Origin of the sequence: Streptomyces sp. NPDC088354 (assembly GCF_044753585.1) — a bacterium.
In the GTDB taxonomy this organism is placed as follows: Bacteria; Actinomycetota; Actinomycetes; order Streptomycetales; family Streptomycetaceae; genus Actinacidiphila.
The window spans coordinates 24,815-43,946 of the sequence record NZ_JBIVNJ010000032.1; the positions used below are offsets into that span (position 1 = coordinate 24,815).

General features: G+C 72.5%; 13 protein-coding genes. 7 read left to right on the forward strand and 6 right to left on the reverse strand.

Translation table 11 applies throughout. The features are described from left to right. Positions 1-3 precede the first annotated feature (3 nt). A complete protein-coding gene (locus ACIP98_RS32260; protein WP_401979341.1) occupies positions 4-729 on the forward strand; it encodes an ABC transporter ATP-binding protein in 726 nt (241 codons plus the stop codon). Further along, the gene (locus ACIP98_RS32265; protein WP_401979281.1) at positions 726-2,417 is read left to right on the forward strand and encodes a hypothetical protein; all 1,692 of its coding nucleotides are present in this window, start codon (positions 726-728) and stop codon (positions 2,415-2,417) included. Before ACIP98_RS32260 ends, ACIP98_RS32265 begins: the two co-directional genes overlap by 4 nt. A gap of 33 nt (positions 2,418-2,450) precedes the next feature. Here the strand turns inward: ACIP98_RS32265 and ACIP98_RS32270 are convergent, their stop codons facing one another. From ACIP98_RS32270 to ACIP98_RS32285, 4 genes are read right to left on the reverse strand one after another with little or no spacing between them, the layout of a single operon-like run. Beyond that, on the reverse strand, positions 2,451-3,149 hold the full coding sequence (locus ACIP98_RS32270) for a GNAT family N-acetyltransferase (protein ID WP_401979282.1): 699 nt from the start codon (positions 3,147-3,149) through the stop codon (positions 2,451-2,453). 60 nt (positions 3,150-3,209) lie between these two features. Further along, positions 3,210-4,670 carry a glucose-6-phosphate dehydrogenase gene (zwf, locus tag ACIP98_RS32275; protein WP_401979284.1) on the reverse strand — a complete coding sequence of 487 codons (1,461 nt, stop codon included), beginning with the start codon at positions 4,668-4,670 and terminating at the stop codon, positions 3,210-3,212. Positions 4,671-4,677: 7 nt separating this feature from the next. Then, complete coding sequence (gnd, locus tag ACIP98_RS32280; RefSeq protein WP_401979285.1) at positions 4,678-5,709, reverse strand: phosphogluconate dehydrogenase (NAD(+)-dependent, decarboxylating); 1,032 nt, start codon at positions 5,707-5,709, stop codon at positions 4,678-4,680. Next, on the reverse strand, positions 5,699-5,878 hold the full coding sequence (locus ACIP98_RS32285) for a hypothetical protein (RefSeq protein WP_319664720.1): 180 nt from the start codon (positions 5,876-5,878) through the stop codon (positions 5,699-5,701). The genes gnd and ACIP98_RS32285 overlap by 11 nt, the downstream gene beginning before the upstream one ends. A 778-nt stretch (positions 5,879-6,656) precedes the next feature. Here ACIP98_RS32285 and ACIP98_RS32290 point away from each other — a divergent pair. Together ACIP98_RS32290 and ACIP98_RS32295 are read left to right on the forward strand one after the other, a co-directional pair. Further along, positions 6,657-7,232: a DUF5994 family protein gene (locus ACIP98_RS32290; protein ID WP_401979287.1), complete on the forward strand. Its 576-nt coding sequence runs from the start codon at positions 6,657-6,659 to the stop codon at positions 7,230-7,232. Then, positions 7,232-7,960, forward strand: coding sequence for a hypothetical protein (locus tag ACIP98_RS32295; protein WP_401979288.1), 729 nt, complete (start codon positions 7,232-7,234; stop codon positions 7,958-7,960). Before ACIP98_RS32290 ends, ACIP98_RS32295 begins: the two co-directional genes overlap by 1 nt. An 819-nt stretch (positions 7,961-8,779) precedes the next feature. Here ACIP98_RS32295 and ACIP98_RS32300 read toward each other — a convergent pair. Together ACIP98_RS32300 and ACIP98_RS32305 are read right to left on the reverse strand one after the other, a co-directional pair. Then, complete coding sequence (locus ACIP98_RS32300; protein ID WP_319664718.1) at positions 8,780-9,307, reverse strand: DUF5994 family protein; 528 nt, start codon at positions 9,305-9,307, stop codon at positions 8,780-8,782. A gap of 573 nt (positions 9,308-9,880) precedes the next feature. Then, positions 9,881-12,445 (reverse strand): ADP-ribosylglycohydrolase family protein, encoded by a 2,565-nt coding sequence (locus ACIP98_RS32305; RefSeq protein WP_401979289.1) that lies wholly within the window; start codon positions 12,443-12,445, stop codon positions 9,881-9,883. Positions 12,446-12,744: 299 nt separating this feature from the next. Between ACIP98_RS32305 and ACIP98_RS32310 the strand changes: the two genes are divergently transcribed. The 3 genes from ACIP98_RS32310 to ACIP98_RS32320 all read left to right on the forward strand — a co-directional run bounded on the left by ACIP98_RS32310 (position 12,745) and on the right by ACIP98_RS32320 (position 18,991). Further along, positions 12,745-16,716, forward strand: coding sequence for a metallophosphoesterase (locus tag ACIP98_RS32310; protein ID WP_401979291.1), 3,972 nt, complete (start codon positions 12,745-12,747; stop codon positions 16,714-16,716). 139 nt (positions 16,717-16,855) lie between these two features. Next, positions 16,856-18,007, forward strand: a complete 1,152-nt coding sequence (locus ACIP98_RS32315) for a HupE/UreJ family protein (RefSeq protein ID WP_401979293.1) — start codon at positions 16,856-16,858, stop codon at positions 18,005-18,007. 108 nt (positions 18,008-18,115) lie between these two features. Further along, a complete protein-coding gene (locus tag ACIP98_RS32320) occupies positions 18,116-18,991 on the forward strand; it encodes a hypothetical protein (RefSeq protein WP_401979295.1) in 876 nt (291 codons plus the stop codon). Positions 18,992-19,132 lie beyond the last annotated feature (141 nt).

The following is a 19,132-nucleotide window of genomic DNA, read 5'->3' on the forward strand; positions in this document are numbered from 1 at the left end:
GACATGGGTGCACCACCATTGCTCGAACTCAGCGGCGTCAGCCGGGTCTACGGCAAGCGCACAGCGCTGGCCACCGTGAACCTGCGGCTCCGGTCAGGGAAGTGCGTGGCGCTGCTCGGCCACAACGGCTCGGGCAAATCGACACTGCTGCGCATAGCGGCCGGCCGGGACAGGCCGAGCACCGGCACGGTGAAGTTCGACGGCAAGCCGATGAACGAGAACGACCCGGCGGTCCGGGCCCGGGTGGCGGTGGTCGGTGACACCGCGGCCTGTTACCCCGACCTGACCGTGCGCGAGCATCTGCAGCTGGTGGCGGTGGCCCACGGGGTGGAGGACGCCGGCGACTGGATCGGCCACGTACTGGCCGAGCGGATGCTGACCGACCACGCCGACGCGCTGCCCGGGGCACTGTCCTCCGGGCAGCTCCAGTCGCTGCTGCTGGCCTCCGCGATGGTCCGGCCGCGCGACCTGCTGCTGCTGGACGAGCCGGAACAGCGACTGGACCCTGGCGCGCGGCGTCAGCTGGCCGACCTGATCAAGAAGGAGACCGCGGAGGGCGTCGCCGTGCTGCTGGTGACCCACCACGGAGAGCTGGCCCGTGCGGTCGCCGACCAGGTGCTGGTCCTCAGCGACGGCAAGGTGGTGGCCAACGGCCATCCGGACAAGGTGCTCGCCACCGGCGCCGACGGACTGACCTGGCTGGCCGAGACCTCGGACGGTGCCCGGTGACCACCCTCGCAGAGGAGACCGAGGACACCGGGGAGCACTCCGCGGCCTGGTCCGACGCGGACGACTGGACGCGGGAGACGCTGCGGCTGGTCCGCGACCTGCGCACCCCGCACCGCCGCAAGAGGACCGGCCAGATCGCCTACACCGTGTACTGCGTCGCGCTGATCCTCGCGGTGTGGGGAGCGCTGCCGAGCATGGGGCTGTTCCTCGAGAAGTCCATGGGCGCCGACTACTCCGGTCACGGACCGGCGATCCTGGCCGCGCTGCCGGCCGGGTCCTGCGCGCTGGGGCTGGGATGGCTGCTGGTCGCCGCCTGGGACGCCCAGTGGCGCGGGCCGGTGGTGCCGCCGCGCGAGACCGTGGACTGGCTGCTGGCCCAGCCGGTGGACGTCGCCCGGGTGCTGCGGCCGTGGTTCTGGGGCTCGGCCGCGATCTCCGGCGGGGCCGGGCTGCTGGTCGCGGCGATCGGCATGATCGCGCTGGGCCTGACCGTCGGTGTGGGGCTGCCCGCCGCGTTCGGCTGGTGCCTGCTGGGCGGCAGCGCTCTGCCCCTGCTGGCGACCGCGCTGGCCACCGCGGTGGAAGGCAGCGAGCGGGTGGCCCGCTGGGCCCGGCTGGCCACTCCGTACGTCGCCGTGGCGGTGCTGGCACTGGTGGCGCAGACCGTGCTGGCGGTCGGAGGCGACCGGCTGCCGGGGCTGGAACGGGTGGAGCTGTGGTCCGGGCCCTGGGGCTGGGCCGGGCTGGCCGCGCTCGCCCCCACACCGGCCGCGCTGCCGGGCGGCTGGGCCGCGGGCGTCCTGCTGGCGGCGGTGGTGGCCGGCGCGCTGGTCGCCGCACACCGCTTCACCGGGTCGCTGCCGTTGTCCGCGGTACGGCGGCGTTCGCGGACCGCGACTGGGGTGATGGCCGCGCTGCGCACGGTGGAGTTCCGTACCGCGCGGCAGGCGGTGGCCGGGGTCACCGGCGGCGGCCGGTCGACGCGATGGAGGCTGCCGGCGCCCCGTCGGGCGGAACTGGCCGTGCCGTGGCGGGACACGCTCGCGCTGCTGCGGACTCCGGGCCGGCTGGGCCGGGCACTGGTGCTGGGGGTGCTCGCAGTGCTGGGCGCGGTGCTGGCGGCCTCGGCGCACGGCGGGACGGGCGTGGCGGCGGCGCTGGCCTCACTGGTGTTCGGCTACTGGTCGCTGACCCAGCTGCTGGAGCCGGCCCGGGTGGAGACCGACGACACGCGGCGCGGGTCGTGGGCGCCCTACCCCTACCGGGACCTGATGCTGCGGCACACGGCGGTCCCCGTCGTGCTGGGGCTGGTGGGCGCGCTCGCGGCGGCGGGCGTGCTGGCCGGGGAAGGCGCGGGGGCCCGCGCGTTGCTGGCACCGGCCCTGGTGCCGGCGCTGGTGGGCGCTTCGCTGGTCAACGCCTGCCGGGGTGCGACCAAGCACCATCTGCTGATGTCGTCGGCCCAGTCCCCTGCCGGCGGCCTGGGCCCGGTGCTGTTCCTGGCCTGGTACGGCGCCGGGGCGCTGGCGGCGGTGGCCACGCTGGTCGTCCCGTTCCTGACCGCGCTGCACTCCGGCTCGGCCGCCTCGATCGTCACCGCCGCCGTGGCGAGCGGCATGGTGACGGTGATCATGGTGCGCTGGGCGGTCCTGCGGATCGGGAACCTGACGGCCCCCCTGGCGGACTGACAGGGGGCCCGGCGTCCGCGTCCTCGCATCCGGCTACGGCACGCTCCGGCGCCGCCCGGAGGGAACCACCGGCCCGCGGGCGATCAGGACGTCGGCCGCGTGGCGCCAGCCGAGGGACGAGTAGAGGCGCCGGCCTTCCTCGCTGGCGACGAGCAGACCGGTACGGGCGCCGCGGGAGACCGCGGACTCCGCCAGAGCGCTCATCACGGCGCGGCCCAGGCCGCGCCGACGGTGCGCGGGGTCGGTCTCGATGCGGTCGGCGATCGCGTCACGACCGACCACGGCAATGGATCCGCGCGCCGCCACCTCTCCTGAGGCGTCACGGAGGGAGACGACCGTGACGGATCCCTCCGTGCGCACCTCGCGCTCGTACGGCGCGAGGGGTACGTGCCGCGGGTGCCCGGTCAGGTCGGTCGTCATGAACGACTCGGACCGGTGGAGCAACCCCAGTCCGGCGGCGTCCACGACGGCTTCGACCGCGGCCGGGCGCAGCGTGGGCACCGTGAGCCAGGTGATCTGCCGCGCGGTGGCGACGGCCGCCGCCAGCCGTGCCACGGACTCGGGTTCCTCGTCCGCACGCAGCGCGAACACCTCGACCTCGCGGCCGGGTTGGTCGCATGCGGACCACAGGCCGTCCCCGGCCTGCCCGACCTGCTCGGCCTCGGGCAGGGAGCGGGCAGTGGCCCAGCCGTCCACCCAGCGCCGTATCAGCCCCGATGCGATCTCCGTCATCCGGAGATGATGGCATGGCCGCGACCGGCCGGGCGCCCCGGAAGCCCGGCCCCCCTGTCGTCACGCCCGGCGCGGCAGGCTCCAGCGGTGCGGCGCGATCAGCCGGCGCACGGCGGGCTCCGGTCCCCAGGAACCGGGCGCGTACAGCTCCACCGGCGGCGGGTTCTCCAGCAGCGGGGCGGACGCCTCCCACAGGCGCTCGATGCCGTCGGACCGGGTGAACAGCGACTGGTCGCCCAGCATCGCGTCCAGGAGCAGGCGCTCGTAGCCCTCCAGCGCGTGCATCGAGTTGAAGGACTCGGCGTAGCTGAAGACCATCTCCGCCTCGCGCAGGCGCATGGCGGGCCCGGGGTCCTTCACCAGGAAGCAGGCCATGATGCGGCCGGGGTCGTCGAAGTCGATCAGCAACTCGTTGCTCCGGACGCCGGCGCCCTCGCGCGCGGCCAGCGGGAACATGCGCAGGGCCGGTTCCCGGAAGCCGAGCGTCACCACGTGCCGCGCCTCGCCCAGCGACTTGCCCGAGCGCAGGTAGAAGGGCACCCCGGCCCAGCGCCAGTTGTCGATCCCGACGCGCAGCGCGACGAAGGTCTCGGTGTCCGACTTCGGGTCCACGCCGGGCTCGGCGCGGTATCCCTCGTACTGCCCGCGGACGACATGGGCCGGGTCGATGGGCTTGAGCGACTGGAAGACCTTCTCCTTCTCGTCCCGCATGGAGTGCGCCTCGAGTGCCGTGGGCGGCTCCATGGCCACGAATCCCAGCAGCTGGAAGAGGTGGGTGACGATCATGTCCCGGAAGGTGCCGGTGCCTTCGAAGAACTGCGCCCGGCCCTCGATGCTGATGCTCTCCGGCACGTCGATCTGCACATGACTGATGTGGTCGCGGTTCCAGACCGGCTCGAAGAGGCCGTTGGCGAAGCGGAGGGCGAGGATGTTGTCGACCGACTCCTTGCCGAGGAAGTGGTCGATGCGGAAGACCCGCGACTCGTCGAACACCGCGTGGATGGACGCGTTGAGCGCGCGGGCCGAGGCGAGGTCCGTACCGAAGGGCTTCTCCACGATCACCCGGGCGTTCTTCGCGAGGCCGCTCGCCCCGAGCGTCTCCACCACGGACGTGAAGGCGCTCGGCGGCACCGCGAGGTGGAACAGGCGCCGCGGGCTGCCGCCGATGGCCCGCTCGGCCTCCTGGACGGCCGCGAGCAGCGGCTCGGCGGCGCCGGGATCGCACGCCCCGAAGGACAGCGCCGCTTCGAACTCCTGCCACGCGCGGCCCTCGGGCTTCGACCGGCCGAACTCGGCGACCGCCTCCCGCGCGTGCTTGCGGAAGTCCTCGTCGCTCAGCGAGCTCTTGGCCGGAGCCGAGCCGACGATCCGGTAGCGGGCCGGCAGCAGCCCCGCCTTGGCCAGGTGGAACAGTCCGGGCAGCAGCTTGCGCCGGGCGAGGTCGCCGGTCGCGCCGAACAGCACCACCACATGGTCCTCGGGGACCGGTCCGTGGCTCGATGAGGGGGAACGGTGGGTCACGGCGCCTTCACCCGGCCTTCTCGGCGTGGCCGCCGAACTCGCCGCGCATCGCGGACAGCACCTTGTCGCCGAACTCGCCCAGTCCGCGCGACGCGTACCGCTCGGCGAGCGCGGCGCTGATGACGGGGGCGGGCACGCTCTCGTCGATCGCCGCCTGAACCGTCCAGCGGCCCTCACCGGAGTCCGAGACCCGGCCGGTGAACGAGTCCAGCTGGGGCGAGCGGGCCAGCGCGTCGGCGACGAGGTCGACCAGCCAGGAGCCGATCACCGAACCGCGCCGCCACACCTCGGCGACCTCGGCCACGTCGATCTCGTACGGGTAGGCCTCGGGCTCGCGCAGCGGGGCGGTCTCGGCGTCGACGGTCCTGCGGCCGAGGCCCGCGTCCGCGTGCCGGATGATGCTCAGGCCCTCGGCGATGGCCGCCATCATCCCGTACTCCACCCCGTTGTGGACCATCTTCACGAAGTGCCCGGCGCCGCTCGGCCCGCAGTGCAGATAGCCCTCCGGCGCGGTCCCGTCGGACCTGGTCCTGCCCGGTGTGGGCTCGGCGTTCCCGCGGCCGGGGGCGATGGTGCGGAAGACCGGGCCCAGCCGCTCGACCGGCTCGTCCTCGCCGCCGATCATCAGGCAGTAGCCGCGTTCGAGCCCCCACACGCCGCCGGACGTGCCGCAGTCCACGTAGTGGATCCGCTGCGGGGCGAGCTGCTTGGCGCGGGTCATGTCGTCGCGGTAGTACGAGTTGCCGCCGTCGATCACGGTGTCGCCCGGCTGGAGCAGAGTGGTGAGCTCGTCGAGCGTCGGCTGCACCACCCCGGCGGGCAGCATCAGCCAGACGTTGCGGGGCGGCTCCAGCTTCTCCACGAACTCCTTGAGGGAGGCGGTGCCCGTCGCCCCCTCCTTCTCCAGCTCCAGCACGGCGTCGCGGCTGAGGTCGTGCACGACGCACCGGTGGCCGTCGCGCATCAGCCGGCGCACGAGATTGGCGCCCATCCGGCCGAGCCCGATCATGCCGAGCTGCATGGGTGTGTCAGTGGCCATGGTGGGTTTCCCCGTTCCTCGGCGGCCTGCGCGGGCCGGAGTTCTCGTTGTCCGGGTGTGTGGCGTCCGCGGTGGCACCGGCCTTGCCGTCACCGGGAACGGCCGCGGCCCGGGGTCCCGCCGCCGGACCCCCGTGGCAGCCGATGCCCGCGACGACCGGTCGGGACATGGGTTTCCTCCTCGCCTCGGGGTCGCGGTTCCGGGGTCCTGCGGCGGAAGCCGTTACGGGCGTCCGCGCCCCAGGCATCCGGGGCGAATCTACCTATTCGGGGCATTCGGCGCTCAGGGGGAATCCTTTCCCCGCGCCGGCCGGGGCGCCAGGACGCGGTCGGGTTCGGCCCGCGATCCCGCCCCCGCGCCGGGGGCCGGGTTCCCGCCAGGGACGCCCGTGCCGCGCTGCGCCGTCCCGGTGACGTGGGGCCGCGCGGCGCGCGGATGTGATGCCGAGAGCGAGGAAACCGCGCCGGGCGCCGAGCACCCTTGGTGTGGGGGTCTACTCCGTGCGCGGGGCCACCCCCGCGAGTCGTGCCCAGCCGTCGCGTCCGGCGGGGGAACCACGGCGGAGCGTGGTTCAGGCTCTGGTGAGGGGCGATTTCGCGCCGGGAGAAGGCGGCCGGCTTGCTCGGCGAGTCGGATTCCGGGAGCGGTCCTGCCTACGCCCGGGCAAGGCCTGTTGGGCAGTGCTCCGCCAGGCAGAACTCCTCCGTTTCGCGCTCGACGCAGCACCGAGCCTCCGGCCCGGACCCGCGTGTCGAGCGCGACCCCATGCTCGCCCCGTTGAGCATCCGCGATGAAACCCGCAGGTGAACCGCGGCCCCGCCGGGGCCCCACCCGGAGTAGCCTGGAGTCACCAGGAGCATTGCGCACACGGGCCCTCATGCCGGTGTCGTTCCCGGCGAACGACCATCTCGGGCAAGTGGGAACACGCCCGGAGTCAGGTCCGTGTCATGAGTGTCATCCTCGATCGACCGCTCATCGCTGCTGATGGGCAGGATTCTTCACCTCCGATACCCCCGCCTCGGTTGGCACTGAAGCCGGCCGCTGCCGCGCGTGGTCTGCTGGACGGAGCCTGGTGGCCGCGTTCCCGCGATCTCGCACGTGAACTCCCGGCCCTGATCGACACACTGGATCGCCGCTGGGCGCGAGTGACCCGCGTCGCGGTGAACCCCGCGCTCTGGCCGGTGATCCCGCGAAGGGTCTCCGCCTCGGGACATGTCGTCCACGTCGGGTGGTTCAGGGAACAGGACCCGAACAAACTGCTGCTGCTCTCCTACACCACCGGTCGCCTGGATCTGCTGGTTATCCCGCCGGAATGCGATCTGGCCGCGGCGACCCGGCTGATGGCAGCCGCGGCCGACCCCCGGCGCGGACTCACCGCGAGCGGCCTCATGGCGGACGATGAACTCCTCCGAACCGCGGGAACCGACCGCAGAGGCGAAGCGGTCTGGGAGTCGGAAGGCGGCACCCCGTCCGCGGCCGACATGGCGGCGGTGCCCGGCCACGCCGGGGGGACGTGGACGTGATGGCGATCCTCGTCAGCCTGGCCGTGCTCCTCGCGATGATCGTCGTGGGCGCCTTGATCATCCGTGCTCTCAACGAGCGTCACGACCAGCGGATCAGCGCTTTCCGTTATGGCGATCTCCTCCCGTACCGTCGTCGCCGGACTGTCGCCGTCCCAGAGGGAAGCGCAGTCGATTCCTCTGACTCACTGGCCAGGACGGTGCACGAAGAGCCGCAAGGCGACAGCCGTCGTCGGCCGCGCACCACCCGTTCCACGGAAGCAGGCGCGCAGCGCCCCGCACGACTGCTGGCCTCCCCCCGTCGTGTCACCGTCACGGGCCGCCCGCCACCCGAGGGGCGTACCGCACGGACGGCACCGGCCTGGCCCGCGCTCGCCGAGGTCCGCGTCATCGCCGCGTCCCCGGAGGCCGCGCGCGAGGTTGTTGACGCCCTTCGGCAACACTTCGCGGGTACGGAACAGCGCAGCTGCCCGGCAAGCCCGCAGGGCGGCACCACCCGCCTGCACCTCACGGTCGACACCGCGCGGGCCCCTCGGGCCGGGCAGTCGCTCCAGTCCGGTGAGGACACGGGCCGTGCGACCCCTGCCGGCCATGTGCACGCTGCAGAGATTCCGCCTCGGGTGGCGACGAGCAGCCGTGATAAGGGCGACGCGGCGACGGAGGCCCTCAAGCGAGCGGACACCGCCCGGGCCCGCCGGGCCGACTGGCCGCCGGCAATCGCCTGGGGGTGACGCACCGGCCCGTGGCCGATCGGGCCGGCAGGCGGAGGGGGCGGGCGAATCCAGCCTGCCCGGCGTAGCCCGGCCACGGCACCGTGCCGGGGCGGAGCGGGCGTCTGGGCGCACTGCAGGTGCGGGATACGGCTCACCCGCTCTTCGCGTCTCCGCGTCTCCGCGTCGAGAGTGCGGCAGCATTACGATAGGTACTGAACTGGTGCACTCTCACGTGCAGCAGTTCGGAAGGGCGGCCCTGGCGTGTGAATGCGCCGGGGTCGTTGCGTTCCGGTTGACGCGGACGCTCCCGCACAGGATGCGGGACCAAGGGGTACCGCCTTCGCCGCCGCGGGGAGTGGTGCGTGTCAAGGGGACGCCGACCGGTTCGCCGGGACCGGCGTCACGACCCGCTGGGAGGCATGGCCCCCACCCACTGCTGGGCGACCGTGGCCGGCGGCCCTACCCATCGCCATCCTCGCTCTGCGAGGCCTGGCGCCCCGGTCGAGCCGGTACCGGTCGTCGATCAGTACTGGGAGCCCGTTCGGAGATACGTGCCCGTGACCTGCAGCCAAGCGCCGGGTCCGAAGAATCCCTCAATGACGTGCGGCGCGTTCTCGGAGACGCGCAAAACCCGCAAGGCCCCGCTCGGGTGCACGTCGTACTCGTACGTCGCCAGCCCTGGCTTGTCTTCGTATTGCATGTCCAGGGGCCCCTGGGAAGACTCCGCGGGCGACCGCGCTTCAAGCACAAGCTTGACATAAACCGACATATGCCCACGGTATCGCTGCTAACCCGGCCGGCGCACAAGCCGACCGGTGACCACCCTCGGCCGCACCATCACGTCAGATCATCGGGTTGCCGGCCCCCGCCGGCGTCGTCCACGCGCCTCGGACGATCCGGGTTGGTGCCTGTGTCGATGAGGATTTGTTCGGCCCCGGCGACGTTGCCGGCCTGTACCGCCTTGGCCATCGCGGCGCGCGCCGCATCAGGGGTGGCCCGCGGTGGCACCACCAGCAGGGAGAAGTGGTCCCGGTCACCGCGGGTGATCAGGACCGTGTCGTCACCGACGGGGAAGGAATCGATGTGCACGACCCGGTCGTCAACGGTCAGGCGCGTGGGGAGTCCGTCCCAGGCGGTCGCGTCCAGACCGACGCGCGTGATGGGGCCCAGATAGCGGACCAACTCGGTGACCAGGCGGGGAAGCTCCGCGGCGATGTCGCGGGAACGCGGCCACCACGCACCGTCGAGGATTCCCTGTCGGTCCCGAGTCGTCTCCAGCCTCAGCAGCGCCGTCCCGGGTTTCACCGCTCGCTGGATCTCGTCCGGGAAGTGTTCGGGAAGATGGGGGTTGTCCACGTCGGCCATGGCTGTTCTCGCTTGTCAGCACGGAGCCCGGTCGGCCCTCCGGACTCCCGAAGCCGCATCGCCTCGGCACCGCTGCCGGCAGGCCAAGTTCCCTGGCCCCTTCACCGTACTCCCCACGGTGGCACGCACACCGGATGTGTCAGGCTCCTACGGATTCGGATTCGGATTCGGATTCGGATTCGGATTCGGAGCCGGGCCCGGCCGCACGCCTCCTCGGCGGACGCGAGCTCACCGTACAGCGTCCGGCACGCTCGCCACCGATCCCGGGGCGCTGTACCGGCAGGTGCGCCGATACCGGACGGTGCGGCGGTCGCCCTCCAGGAACGCCGCCTTCGCCTGCACTGACCGACGATCGTCCTGTTTCCGGGATCTTGTGCCAGACACGGCCCTGGTGGCACTGGCCGCCGACACGGACATCAGCGCATGGCGGCGTCTGACCGGCTCTGCCATCTTCGCCCTCACCAGCGACCACATCGACAGCGAGGATGACGCCTACCAGCCAGCACAGCGAGCACCGACCGGCGAGCCACCAACACCCCGGCAACGTTCGCGGCCAACGCATCAGGAGGCGGGTCACCAGCCGGGGTAGCGGCCCCACCCTTGCGCGTCCCTGTCCGTGCGGGCGAGCCGCGTGACGAGGTCGCGGGCCAAGGTGTCCAGGACCCAGGCCAGTTCGTGGCGGCTGACCAGGGCGACCGGCAGGGCCTCCGCGCCGTGGGACGCGCCGAGCAGCGCGCCCGCCACGCAGGCGACGGAGTCGCCGTCCGGTGCCCCGGCGGCGAAGCGCAGCGCGTCACCCACCTGCTCCCGTGCCGGGAAGGACGCGGCGACGTACACGCCGCCCAGCAGGGCCGCCGGCGCCGTGGCGTCCGGAGCGAGCCGCGCGAGCCGCCCGGCGTCCGCGGGATGGTCGACGGCCTCGTGAAATGCCGCGTCGATCCGGTCCAGGTCGTTGGCAGCAGGGCCGCGCTCCGCGGCACGCAGCGCCTTGAGGCCGTCCCGCAGGGCCAGTTGCAGCGGCGAGCCGGTCAGGCAGTGCCCGGCCAGCACCGCCGCATGGGCTGCCGCGGAGTGCGCGGCCGGGTCGCCGTGCGTGAGGGCGGCGACGTCGCGCGCCCACGCGGCAGCGAGCTCGGGGCCTTGCACGGCGCAGAGCACCGCGAGGGGGAGGGTACGGGTCAGCGCGTGGCAGCCGCGGCTGGTCGTCGTCGGCCGCTCCGCCGTGCCCTGCTCGATCCTGGCCAGCGCGGCCACGGTCGCCGGTGCCGAGCCGCGCCGTTCGGCCAGCACCGGCACCTGCGCGAGCCAGCCGTCGGGCCAGGCCCCTTCGCCCGCATCCCAGCGCTTCGCCTCCAGGCCCTGCAGCGCGGCCCACCGGCAGTACGCGTGCCACACCACCGACGGCGGGTGGCAGATGCCCTTCTCGGCGCCGCGTACGAGGGCGCGGACCGTGCCCTCGGCGATGAAGCACGCCAACTGGGTGCTGACCCCCGCCCGCAGCGGGCCCTCGGCCGGCGGCGTGCCCCCGGCGCGGCCCAGCGTCTCGCCCACCGCCAGGCCGAGCATCAGCCCGCGGGCCCGGGACGGCGCGACCTTCGCCTTCAGGGACTCCTGGACCTCGTCCGGGACCGTCCGCGCGGTCAGTTCGTGCACCGCGTCCTGGAGTTCGGGGTGTGCGTACAGGTGCCACCCGCCGGTGAGCGTGCGGCGCAGGTCCCGCAGCGCGCTCTCCGCGTCGATGCCCTTCGCCAGGTGGCTGTAGACGGCCGCGACGGCCGGGGTGCGGCTCTGCCCGGCGAAGCAGTGGAGCAGGACCCGCTTGCCCTCCCGGCGCAGGCGCAGCACCTGGCGGGCGGCCTGGTCCACGACGTAGTGGAGGTTGGCGTTCCGCCCCGGGCGGTCGACCAGCCAGACGCGGACGTGCTCGATGTCGGTGCCGGGCAGCAGCGGCGCCGTGCCGACGCGGCACAGCGAGACCACGGCGTCGACACCGACCGGCTCGGTGCCCTGGGCCAGGGCCAGGTTGCCCAGGATCACACCGGGGTCGTGGGGGTGGGGTAGCGCGAAGCCGAGGTGGCCGCCGGACGGCAGGTGCGGCGACGAGGGCCAGCCGAGCTTGTCGTCGCTCCCGCCCCTGGCGGTGAGCACCGCCAGCCGGACCAGGTCGGGCGCGGCGAGGTCCGGCCAGCCGTTGACGGCCAGTTGCCATTCCAGCGGGATGCCGGAGCAGCCCCAGCGGGCGCCGAGGAGGGCGCCCGCGATCGCCGCGACGGTGTCGGTGTCCGTCCCGGCGCGGACCGCCGCCTCCAGGGCCAGTTGCAGGTGCTGGGCGGGGAAGCGGCCTTCGGCCAGGTTCAGTTCGGGCACGGCGGTGCGGGTGACGGCCGACCAGGCGGCCTGGAGGGCGTGGACGACCCAGCCGTTGTTCTGGAAGTGGCGCGGCGGATGGGCCTCCGCCTCGTCCAGCCGCATCGCCCAGGTCTCCCGGCGCTCGGCGGGCAGCAGGTCCAGGCCCTCGCGCACGCCGTCGAGGGTCCCGCGCAGCACCGCGGTGCGGATGCCCGAGCACCACAGGACGCAGGCGTCGGCGCAGTCGGGGTCCGGGTGGGTGAGCGCGCTGACGGCGATCGCGGCCTCGGCCATCGCGGCGGCGTCGTCGAGGTGGGCCAGGGCGACGATCCCGGTCCGCATCAACGAGCCGTTCCCGGCGCTGCGGACGGTGCCGGCGGTGTACTCCCGGGCGGCCTCCCGCATCGCCGTGCCCGCCGAACCGGGCGCACGTGCGGCGGTGCTGAGGATCACGCTGGTCTGGTTGCCGACGTCGCTGGCGCCTTCGCTCAGCCAGTGCTGGAAGTTGGCGGCGATCGCATCGAGGGCCCCGGGGCTGCGCAGATCCGCGCCGGTCGCCGCCACCTGGGCGATGCACACCTGCATCTGCGTGTCGTCGGAGTACTCGCCGGGCTCGTACGGGCCCAGGCCACCGCCGATCATCCGGGGCCGCTGGTCCTCGCTCAGCGTCGCCTTGAACTCGTACGGCACACCCAGCGCGTCGCCCACCGCCGCGCCGAGCAGCACCCCGGCAGCCCGGTCGGAGGCCCGCGCGTCCAGGTGCGGGTTGCGTACGGGGGCGTGCGCCATGGGGTCCTCCAGGTCATCGGGCGATCCGCGCACGGCGGGCCGCGGCCCTGATGTGGCGTCAGCCTCGCATGCGGAGCACTTATCGTCAAGAGGACGTTATGTGGCGCCCGCCGGGCCCAACGCACTGGTGGACACGCCGCCTTGGGCCGCCGTCCCCGCCCGTCCCGAACGGACCATTCCGCTGGTCGTTTACCTCTGCTTTAACTGCGTTCATTTACGCCACCCAGGATCCACCATGGGCATGTCGTGGTCCTTTCCCGACGTGCCCTTGACCTTGTACCGATCGGGAGGGGCAGTACGTGAAGCGGCCAACACAGTGGCGCAGACGGCCAGACGAGGGATCGGGCGGGCGGCGGCTGCTCGGTGCGGCGCTGGCCTCCCTGCTGCTCGTGAGCGGGAACCTGACCGCGGCGTACGCCGCCGAGGCCGGGCCGTCGCAGCGGAGCACGCCGGCCGGCGCCACGAGCCTGCCGACCCTCACGCCCGGCGACGGCGCGTACCTGGAGGGCACCGAGGAGGTCGTCGCCACGCCGACCGCCGCAGGCGACTCCATCCGGCGGATCACCGTCGACGGCAAGGCGATCGACGCCGAGCCGACGATCGGAGTGTCCCGGCTCAGCTTCGACGTCGGGACGAACTCGACGGAGGCCCGCTACCACAACTACGTGCTGGTCAACGGCGACTACCGGATCGACATCGGCGACCTCGTCAACGAGCGCGGCACCCTCGAGATCCCGAACCAGCACCTGCGCAAGGGCGAGAACACGATCGAGTTCTTCGCCGGCACGGTCGACAGCTCCTGCGGCACCAACTACGACGACTTCGTGCTCTCCGACATCGGCCTCGACCTGCTCGGCGAGGTCGCGGACGGCGAGGAGAACGAGTACACCTACTCCTTCGGCGACGGCAGTTGCGGCAGCAACACCACGCTGCTGACGAAGGCCGCGCTGAGCTTCTTCGTCCTGGGCGACCCGCAGGGCACCACCGGCATGCGCGCCGACCTGGACACCACCAAGCTGTCCAACGGCGAGCACGTCCTCGGCGCGCGCACGGTCTCCGGCGAGTCCGTCAAGACCACGGTGACGGTCAACAACGCCCCCGCGGGCGCCCCCAAGCTGCTGCCCGAGGACGGCACGCTGGTCAAGGGCCGCCAGCCGGTGTTCGCGAACTTCCCCGCGGGCACCGAGGGCGACACCACCACGCTGACCGTGGACGGCAAGGAGCCCGCCACCGACGCGAACCTCGGCAACGGCGCGGCCACCTTCTCCTTCGACGTCGGGTCGAACTCGATCGACGACAAGTACGACAACTACCTGCTCGTCAACGGCAAGCGCATCGACCTCGGCGGCACCTGGGTGAGCCAGCGGGTCGACATCGCGGTCCCGGCGCGCTTCCTGGTGCCCGGTGACAACACGATCACGGTCGTCACCAGCCCGTACAAGGAGACCTGCGGCAACAACCGCGACGACTTCGACATCTCGCGGCTCGCGCTCGCCCTCGACGGCGGCACCGTCACCGGCCACGGCATCGCCGACTCCTACGCCATGGGCGACGGCAGCTGCGGCAACACCACCACCCGCCTGCGCGAGGCCGAGCTGCACTGGACGATCGACGCCCCGGCCGTGCACGCCACGCCGACTCTCGGCTCCGGCAACGCCGTCCTCGGCTTCACCGTGGGCACCAACTCCATCGAGGCCCGCTACCAGAACCACGTCCTGGTGAACGGTCAGAAGCACGTCCTCGACGGCGACTTCGTCAGCCAGCGCGTCGACCTGGCGCTGCCCAACGAGTGGCTGGTCCCGGGCTGGAACACGGTCGACTTCGTCACCGGCACCTTCCCGACCTCCTGCGGCGACAACCACGACGACTTCGCGATCTCCGACATCACCCTCACCCCGGCGATCGGCACCGCCGCCGGCCGCATGCTCAAGGGCTCGTACAGCCTCGGTGACGGCAACTGCGGCGACAACGTCAACCCGCTGACCGAGATCGACCTCGAGTTCTTCGTCGACGGCCCCGCCCAGGGCCTGCGCGCCGACCTCGACACCGCGCGGATCGCCGACGGCAGGCACACCCTGGCCGCGACGTCGAAGACCGGCAAGGCCGCGACCCGCGTCCTGGCCACCGACAACTCCGCGCCCAAGGTCGCCTCCAGCGTCCCCGCCGCCGGGCAGAAGCTGACCGCCTCGGTCGTGCTCGACGTCCGCATGGAGGACCTGTCCGCCGTCGTGACCGGCCCGGTCGTCACGCTGGACGGCAAGCCGGTCCAGGTGGGCGCCCTCGTGGGCCCCGGCCTGTCCGCGGGTGAGCACACGCTGGCGGTGTCCGCCACCGACGGCCTCGGCAACAGCGCGAGCCGCGAGGTGAGGTTCACCTCCGCCGGCATCCCCGACGTCCCGACCGAACTCTCCCCGGTGTCCGGCACGACCGACGCGGGCAGCAGCGTCCAGCTCTCGGCCAAGGTCGGCGAGCCCGACGGCGGCGAGGTGAACGCGACGTTCTCCGAGACCGAGATCGTCACGCCCGACCACGTCTACCAGGGCACCGCAGCGACCGTGCCCACCACCCTCAAGGTCGAGGGCGAGCAGAAGCTGAAGGCCACCGGCATCGAGCCCGCCGACGGCCGCACGATCGACGCGCCGGCCGCGGACGCCGTCAGCTACCAGCGGTTCGACGTCAAGGTGAAGAACCTCGTCGACGCGCCGGTGCTGCGCTGGGAGGGGACCATCGACCCCGAGCGGCTCGCCGCGCTGCGCGTGTGGAACTCCGCGACGGACAAGTGGGACGTCCTGACCAGCGCCCGCGGCGCCGTCAAGGGCGACACCGTCCTGACCGCCACGGTCGACCGCCGCTACGTCGACGGCACCAAGGTCCACGCCATGGTGACCGGCGAGGACCCGTTCGCCGACGACATCGACGCCGGAGACCCGAACACGTTCGCCGACCCCGACGCGTACGACTTCTCGATCGTCCACTACACCGACACGCAGTACCTCTCCGAGGGCGCGGTGGAGCAGGAGACGCCCGAGGAGCGGGCGGTGTGGGAGAAGGCGTACGGCGACGTCTCCCGCTGGATCGTCGACAACAAGGACAAACGCAAGATCGCCTACGTCGCCCACACCGGCGACCTCATCGAGAACAACATCCGCAAGCCCGCCGACGAGGCCACCCGGCGCCAGGTCACCGGCGAGCTGGAGGTGTCCTCGAAGCAGCAGAGGATCCTGGACGACGCCGGCGTGCCCAACGGCGTCATCGCGGGCAACCACGACAACCAGTCGGGCACCGAGAACGGCCCGGACGCGATCTACAACAAGTACTACGGCCCCGACCGCTACCAGGCCCTGTCCAAGGGCTGGGAGCACGCCGAGTACGGCGGCCCGTGGCGCGCGGGCGACAACCAGAACCACTACGACCTGTTCTCCGCCGGCGGCCTCGACTTCGTCGTGGTCGGCCTGTCCTACGGAGTGACGCGCGAGGAGGCCGAATGGGCCGACTCGGTCTTCAAGCGCTTCCCCGACCGCAACGGCATCCTGCTCTCGCACGACTACCTCGCGCCGAGCGGCAACCCGAACGGACGCGGCGCCCCGTTCTCCGCGCCCGACGGATCGATGCTGTACAAGACCGTGGTCCAGGACAACCCGAACGTGTTCCTGATCCTCGCCGGTCACGAGCACGGCGTCGGCACCAACCTCAAGCCCCGGGTCGGCAAGGTCGCGCACGACGTCGTCGAGCTGCTGGCGGACTACCAGTTCTACACGGTGTCCGCGGACCGGCTCGGGCTCACCGAGATCGGCGGCTACAAGCCCGACGACCAGCTGCAGTTCGGTGCGAGCTTCTTCCGGATGCTCCAGTTCGACGTCAAGCGCTCCCAGCTGACCGTCGACACCTACTCGCCGCTGCTCGACGAGTTCGGAGCCACCGAGTACGACACCGACCACCGGTACGACGGCACCGAGGACAACATGGTGCTGCCGATCGACCTCAGCAGCCGCAAGACGACCTTCAGGACCGACTCGCTGGCGCTCTACACGCCCGTGAGCGTCATCGGCGAGACCACGGTCGCCTCCGGCCGGGTCGCCTCGGTGACCTGGCGGGACCTGGAGCCGGACACGACCCACGCGTGGCTCGTGACGGCGCGTTCCACCGGCGGCGGGGTCACCTCCTCCGAGCCGAGTGTCCTCGTGACCAAGGACGCGCGGGGCCGGGCGGGTTCCTGGGGACCCGAGGAGTCCGCGTACCCCTGGTTCGCCTCGTCCGCCGTCCGCAGGTGACCGTCTGACCTCCTGACCTCCTGACCGCGTGACGGGTCGCCTGTCGCCCCTACCCGCGCCCGCCGTCCCGGACACCACCGGTCCGGGGCGGCGGGCGCACCGCCGTCCATCCCGCTCGACCACGAGAACCGAGATCCGCATGCGTTCCGCCGCCCCGCGCCCGCCCGCCGCACTGCTCACCTTCCTCGCGGCGCTCCTGACCGTGCTCGCCGCCGGCCTGGCCAGCGCTTCCCCGGCCGCCGCGCACGACGCGACCACGACGGCGTACGTCGACGTGACCGGCACCGGAACCCGCGTCCAGGCGGAACTCGACCTCGAGTACGACCTGCTCATGAAGTCGGCCTGGCTCTATGCCGAGGCCTATGGCGCCAAGGACCGCGCCGAGCAGCTGCGCCAGCTGAAGATCAACGCCAAGGCCGTGAACGAGTACGTCACCGGGCGCTTCGCGCTCGCCCACGACGGCACCGCCTGCACCCCCCGCCCGGCCGGGGACGCCGCCGTCCACACCCGCGGCACCCGCCCGTTCGCCGTCCTCACCCTCGCCTACGACTGCCCTGCCGGCGCGGACGGCGCCCGGACGATCTCCAGCGCCCTGTTCCCGGACGCCGAGAGCTTCGTGCACAGCACGGAGACGATCGTCCACTACGACATCGACGGGCAGCGCGGCTCCCAGGTGCTGACGGCCGCCTCGCCCACCCTGAAGACCGGCGGACCCCACCGGTCCCGCCACCAGATCACCGAGTTCTTCCTGCTCGGCACGGAACACCTGCTGTTCGGCCTGGACCACGTCCTCTTCCTGCTCTCGCTGCTCATCGGCGCCCGCGGCCTGCGCGACGTGCTCCTCGCGGCGACCGCCTTCACCGCCGCCCACAGCGTCACCTTCCTGCTGGCGGCCATGGGCGTGGTCAGCGTGCCCGCGGCCGTGGTCGAACCGGTCATCGCGGCCTCCATCGCCGTCATGGCCTGCGCCGGCATCCTCCTGCGCGACCGGGAGGGCACCGGGCGCTGGCGGCTGCCGGTCGTCTTCCTCTTCGGCCTGGTCCACGGCCTGGGCTTCGCGGGGGCGCTCGGCATCGACGAGAGCTGGTCGTGGGAACTGCTGCTGTCGCTGCTGAGCTTCAACGTCGGTATCGAAGCCGTGCAGTTGGGCATCATCGTGGTCGTGTTCCCGCTGCTGGTGCTGCTCCGCAGGACCCCCGCGCACCGCTGGGTGCTGCCCGCCATGACCGCGCCCATCGTGATCGTCAGCCTCTACTGGTTCTGGGACCGGGTGACCGCCGTCCCGTCGTGAGCGCCCGACCGGCCGCCGGGCCCGCCGCGACCGTATCGACGCCTGCGCTTCATGTGGATCACGGACGGCGCATACGTGTTGATCATCCGCCGGCCGGAAGTTATTGGCATGTCCATCACTTCACTGGGCCGTCGCACGCCCATCGCGTCCGTGATCGCCCTCGCCGCGTCCCTCACCGCGTCCTTCGCCGTCCTCGCCCCCGCGACACCGGCGTTCGCCGCGTCCAACGCCGTACCGACGTACGAAGTGAAGATCAACCTCACCACTGCCGCGCTCGACGCCTCGCACAGCCCGACGGCGGCCGTGAAGGCGGCCTTCGGCATCTCCGGCTCCGCCAAGGCGCGTTCGTACGAGTACTTCGACACCGACGCGCGGGCCCTCGACGCCCAGGGCTGGAGCGTCCGGCTCCGCCACAAGTCCGGGTCCTCGTTCGAGGAGAGCTACAAGAAGCGCTACGCGGTGGCCAACGGCGACATCACCGCCGCCCTGAACCAGGCGAACGCGCAGGGCTTCGACAGCAGCGACACCAACTACGACGCCGAGGTGGACTGGGGCTACGCCAAGCAGACCCTCAGCTTCACCAACGAGAAGTCCCACAGTGCGAGCGGCTACTCCGGCACCGCCATGCCGTCGAGCGCCACCGGACGCGGGTGGCTGGTCGACGAGATCCCCGGCAAGCTCGACGACTGGTCCCGCGACAACTGGGGCGGCGACACCCTCTCCGCCTCCCGCGCCCACGGCCCGGTGACCGCCCAGGTGTGGTCGGGCGCCTGGGAGGCGTCCGACGACGCGAGCATCGAGGTGCTGCCCGTCAAGAACGCCGCCGGGACCGGCACCGAGTACGTGATCGAGCTGTCGTTCAAGGCCGACACCTACGCCGACGCCTCCCGGCTGCACACCGACGCCATCGCGGCCGCCGACCGGAACGGCTGGCTCTACCACGGCGACATCCTCAAGACGGACCTGATCCTCGACCGCTACTGAGAGATCCGTCCGCGGACGGGCGCCGGCGGGGGGCCGGCGGGCGGGCGGGGGGGGGGGGGGGCGCCGGGGGGGGCGCCCCCCCCGCCGCCACCCCAGCCGCGCCCCCCCCCGCGACCGGGAGGCCGGCGGGCCCGAGCCGGC

What these genes read in the sequence shown, in the direction of transcription:
- ACIP98_RS32285 (WP_319664720.1), bottom strand. Translation starts at nt 5,878, where the DNA reads ATGTCCCGACCGGTCGTCGCGGGCATCGGCTGCCACGGGGGTCCGGCG.
- ACIP98_RS32295 (WP_401979288.1), top strand. Translation starts at nt 7,232, where the DNA reads ATGGCGATCCTCGTCAGCCTGGCCGTGCTCCTCGCGATGATCGTCGTG.
- ACIP98_RS32270 (WP_401979282.1), bottom strand. Translation starts at nt 3,149, where the DNA reads ATGACGGAGATCGCATCGGGGCTGATACGGCGCTGGGTGGACGGCTGG.
- ACIP98_RS32260 (WP_401979341.1), top strand. Translation starts at nt 4, where the DNA reads ATGGGTGCACCACCATTGCTCGAACTCAGCGGCGTCAGCCGGGTCTAC.
- ACIP98_RS32305 (WP_401979289.1), bottom strand. Translation starts at nt 12,445, where the DNA reads ATGGCGCACGCCCCCGTACGCAACCCGCACCTGGACGCGCGGGCCTCC.
- ACIP98_RS32300 (WP_319664718.1), bottom strand. Translation starts at nt 9,307, where the DNA reads ATGGCCGACGTGGACAACCCCCATCTTCCCGAACACTTCCCGGACGAG.
- ACIP98_RS32315 (WP_401979293.1), top strand. Translation starts at nt 16,856, where the DNA reads ATGCGTTCCGCCGCCCCGCGCCCGCCCGCCGCACTGCTCACCTTCCTC.
- gnd (WP_401979285.1), bottom strand. Translation starts at nt 5,709, where the DNA reads ATGGCCACTGACACACCCATGCAGCTCGGCATGATCGGGCTCGGCCGG.
- ACIP98_RS32320 (WP_401979295.1), top strand. Translation starts at nt 18,116, where the DNA reads ATGTCCATCACTTCACTGGGCCGTCGCACGCCCATCGCGTCCGTGATC.
- ACIP98_RS32290 (WP_401979287.1), top strand. Translation starts at nt 6,657, where the DNA reads ATGAGTGTCATCCTCGATCGACCGCTCATCGCTGCTGATGGGCAGGAT.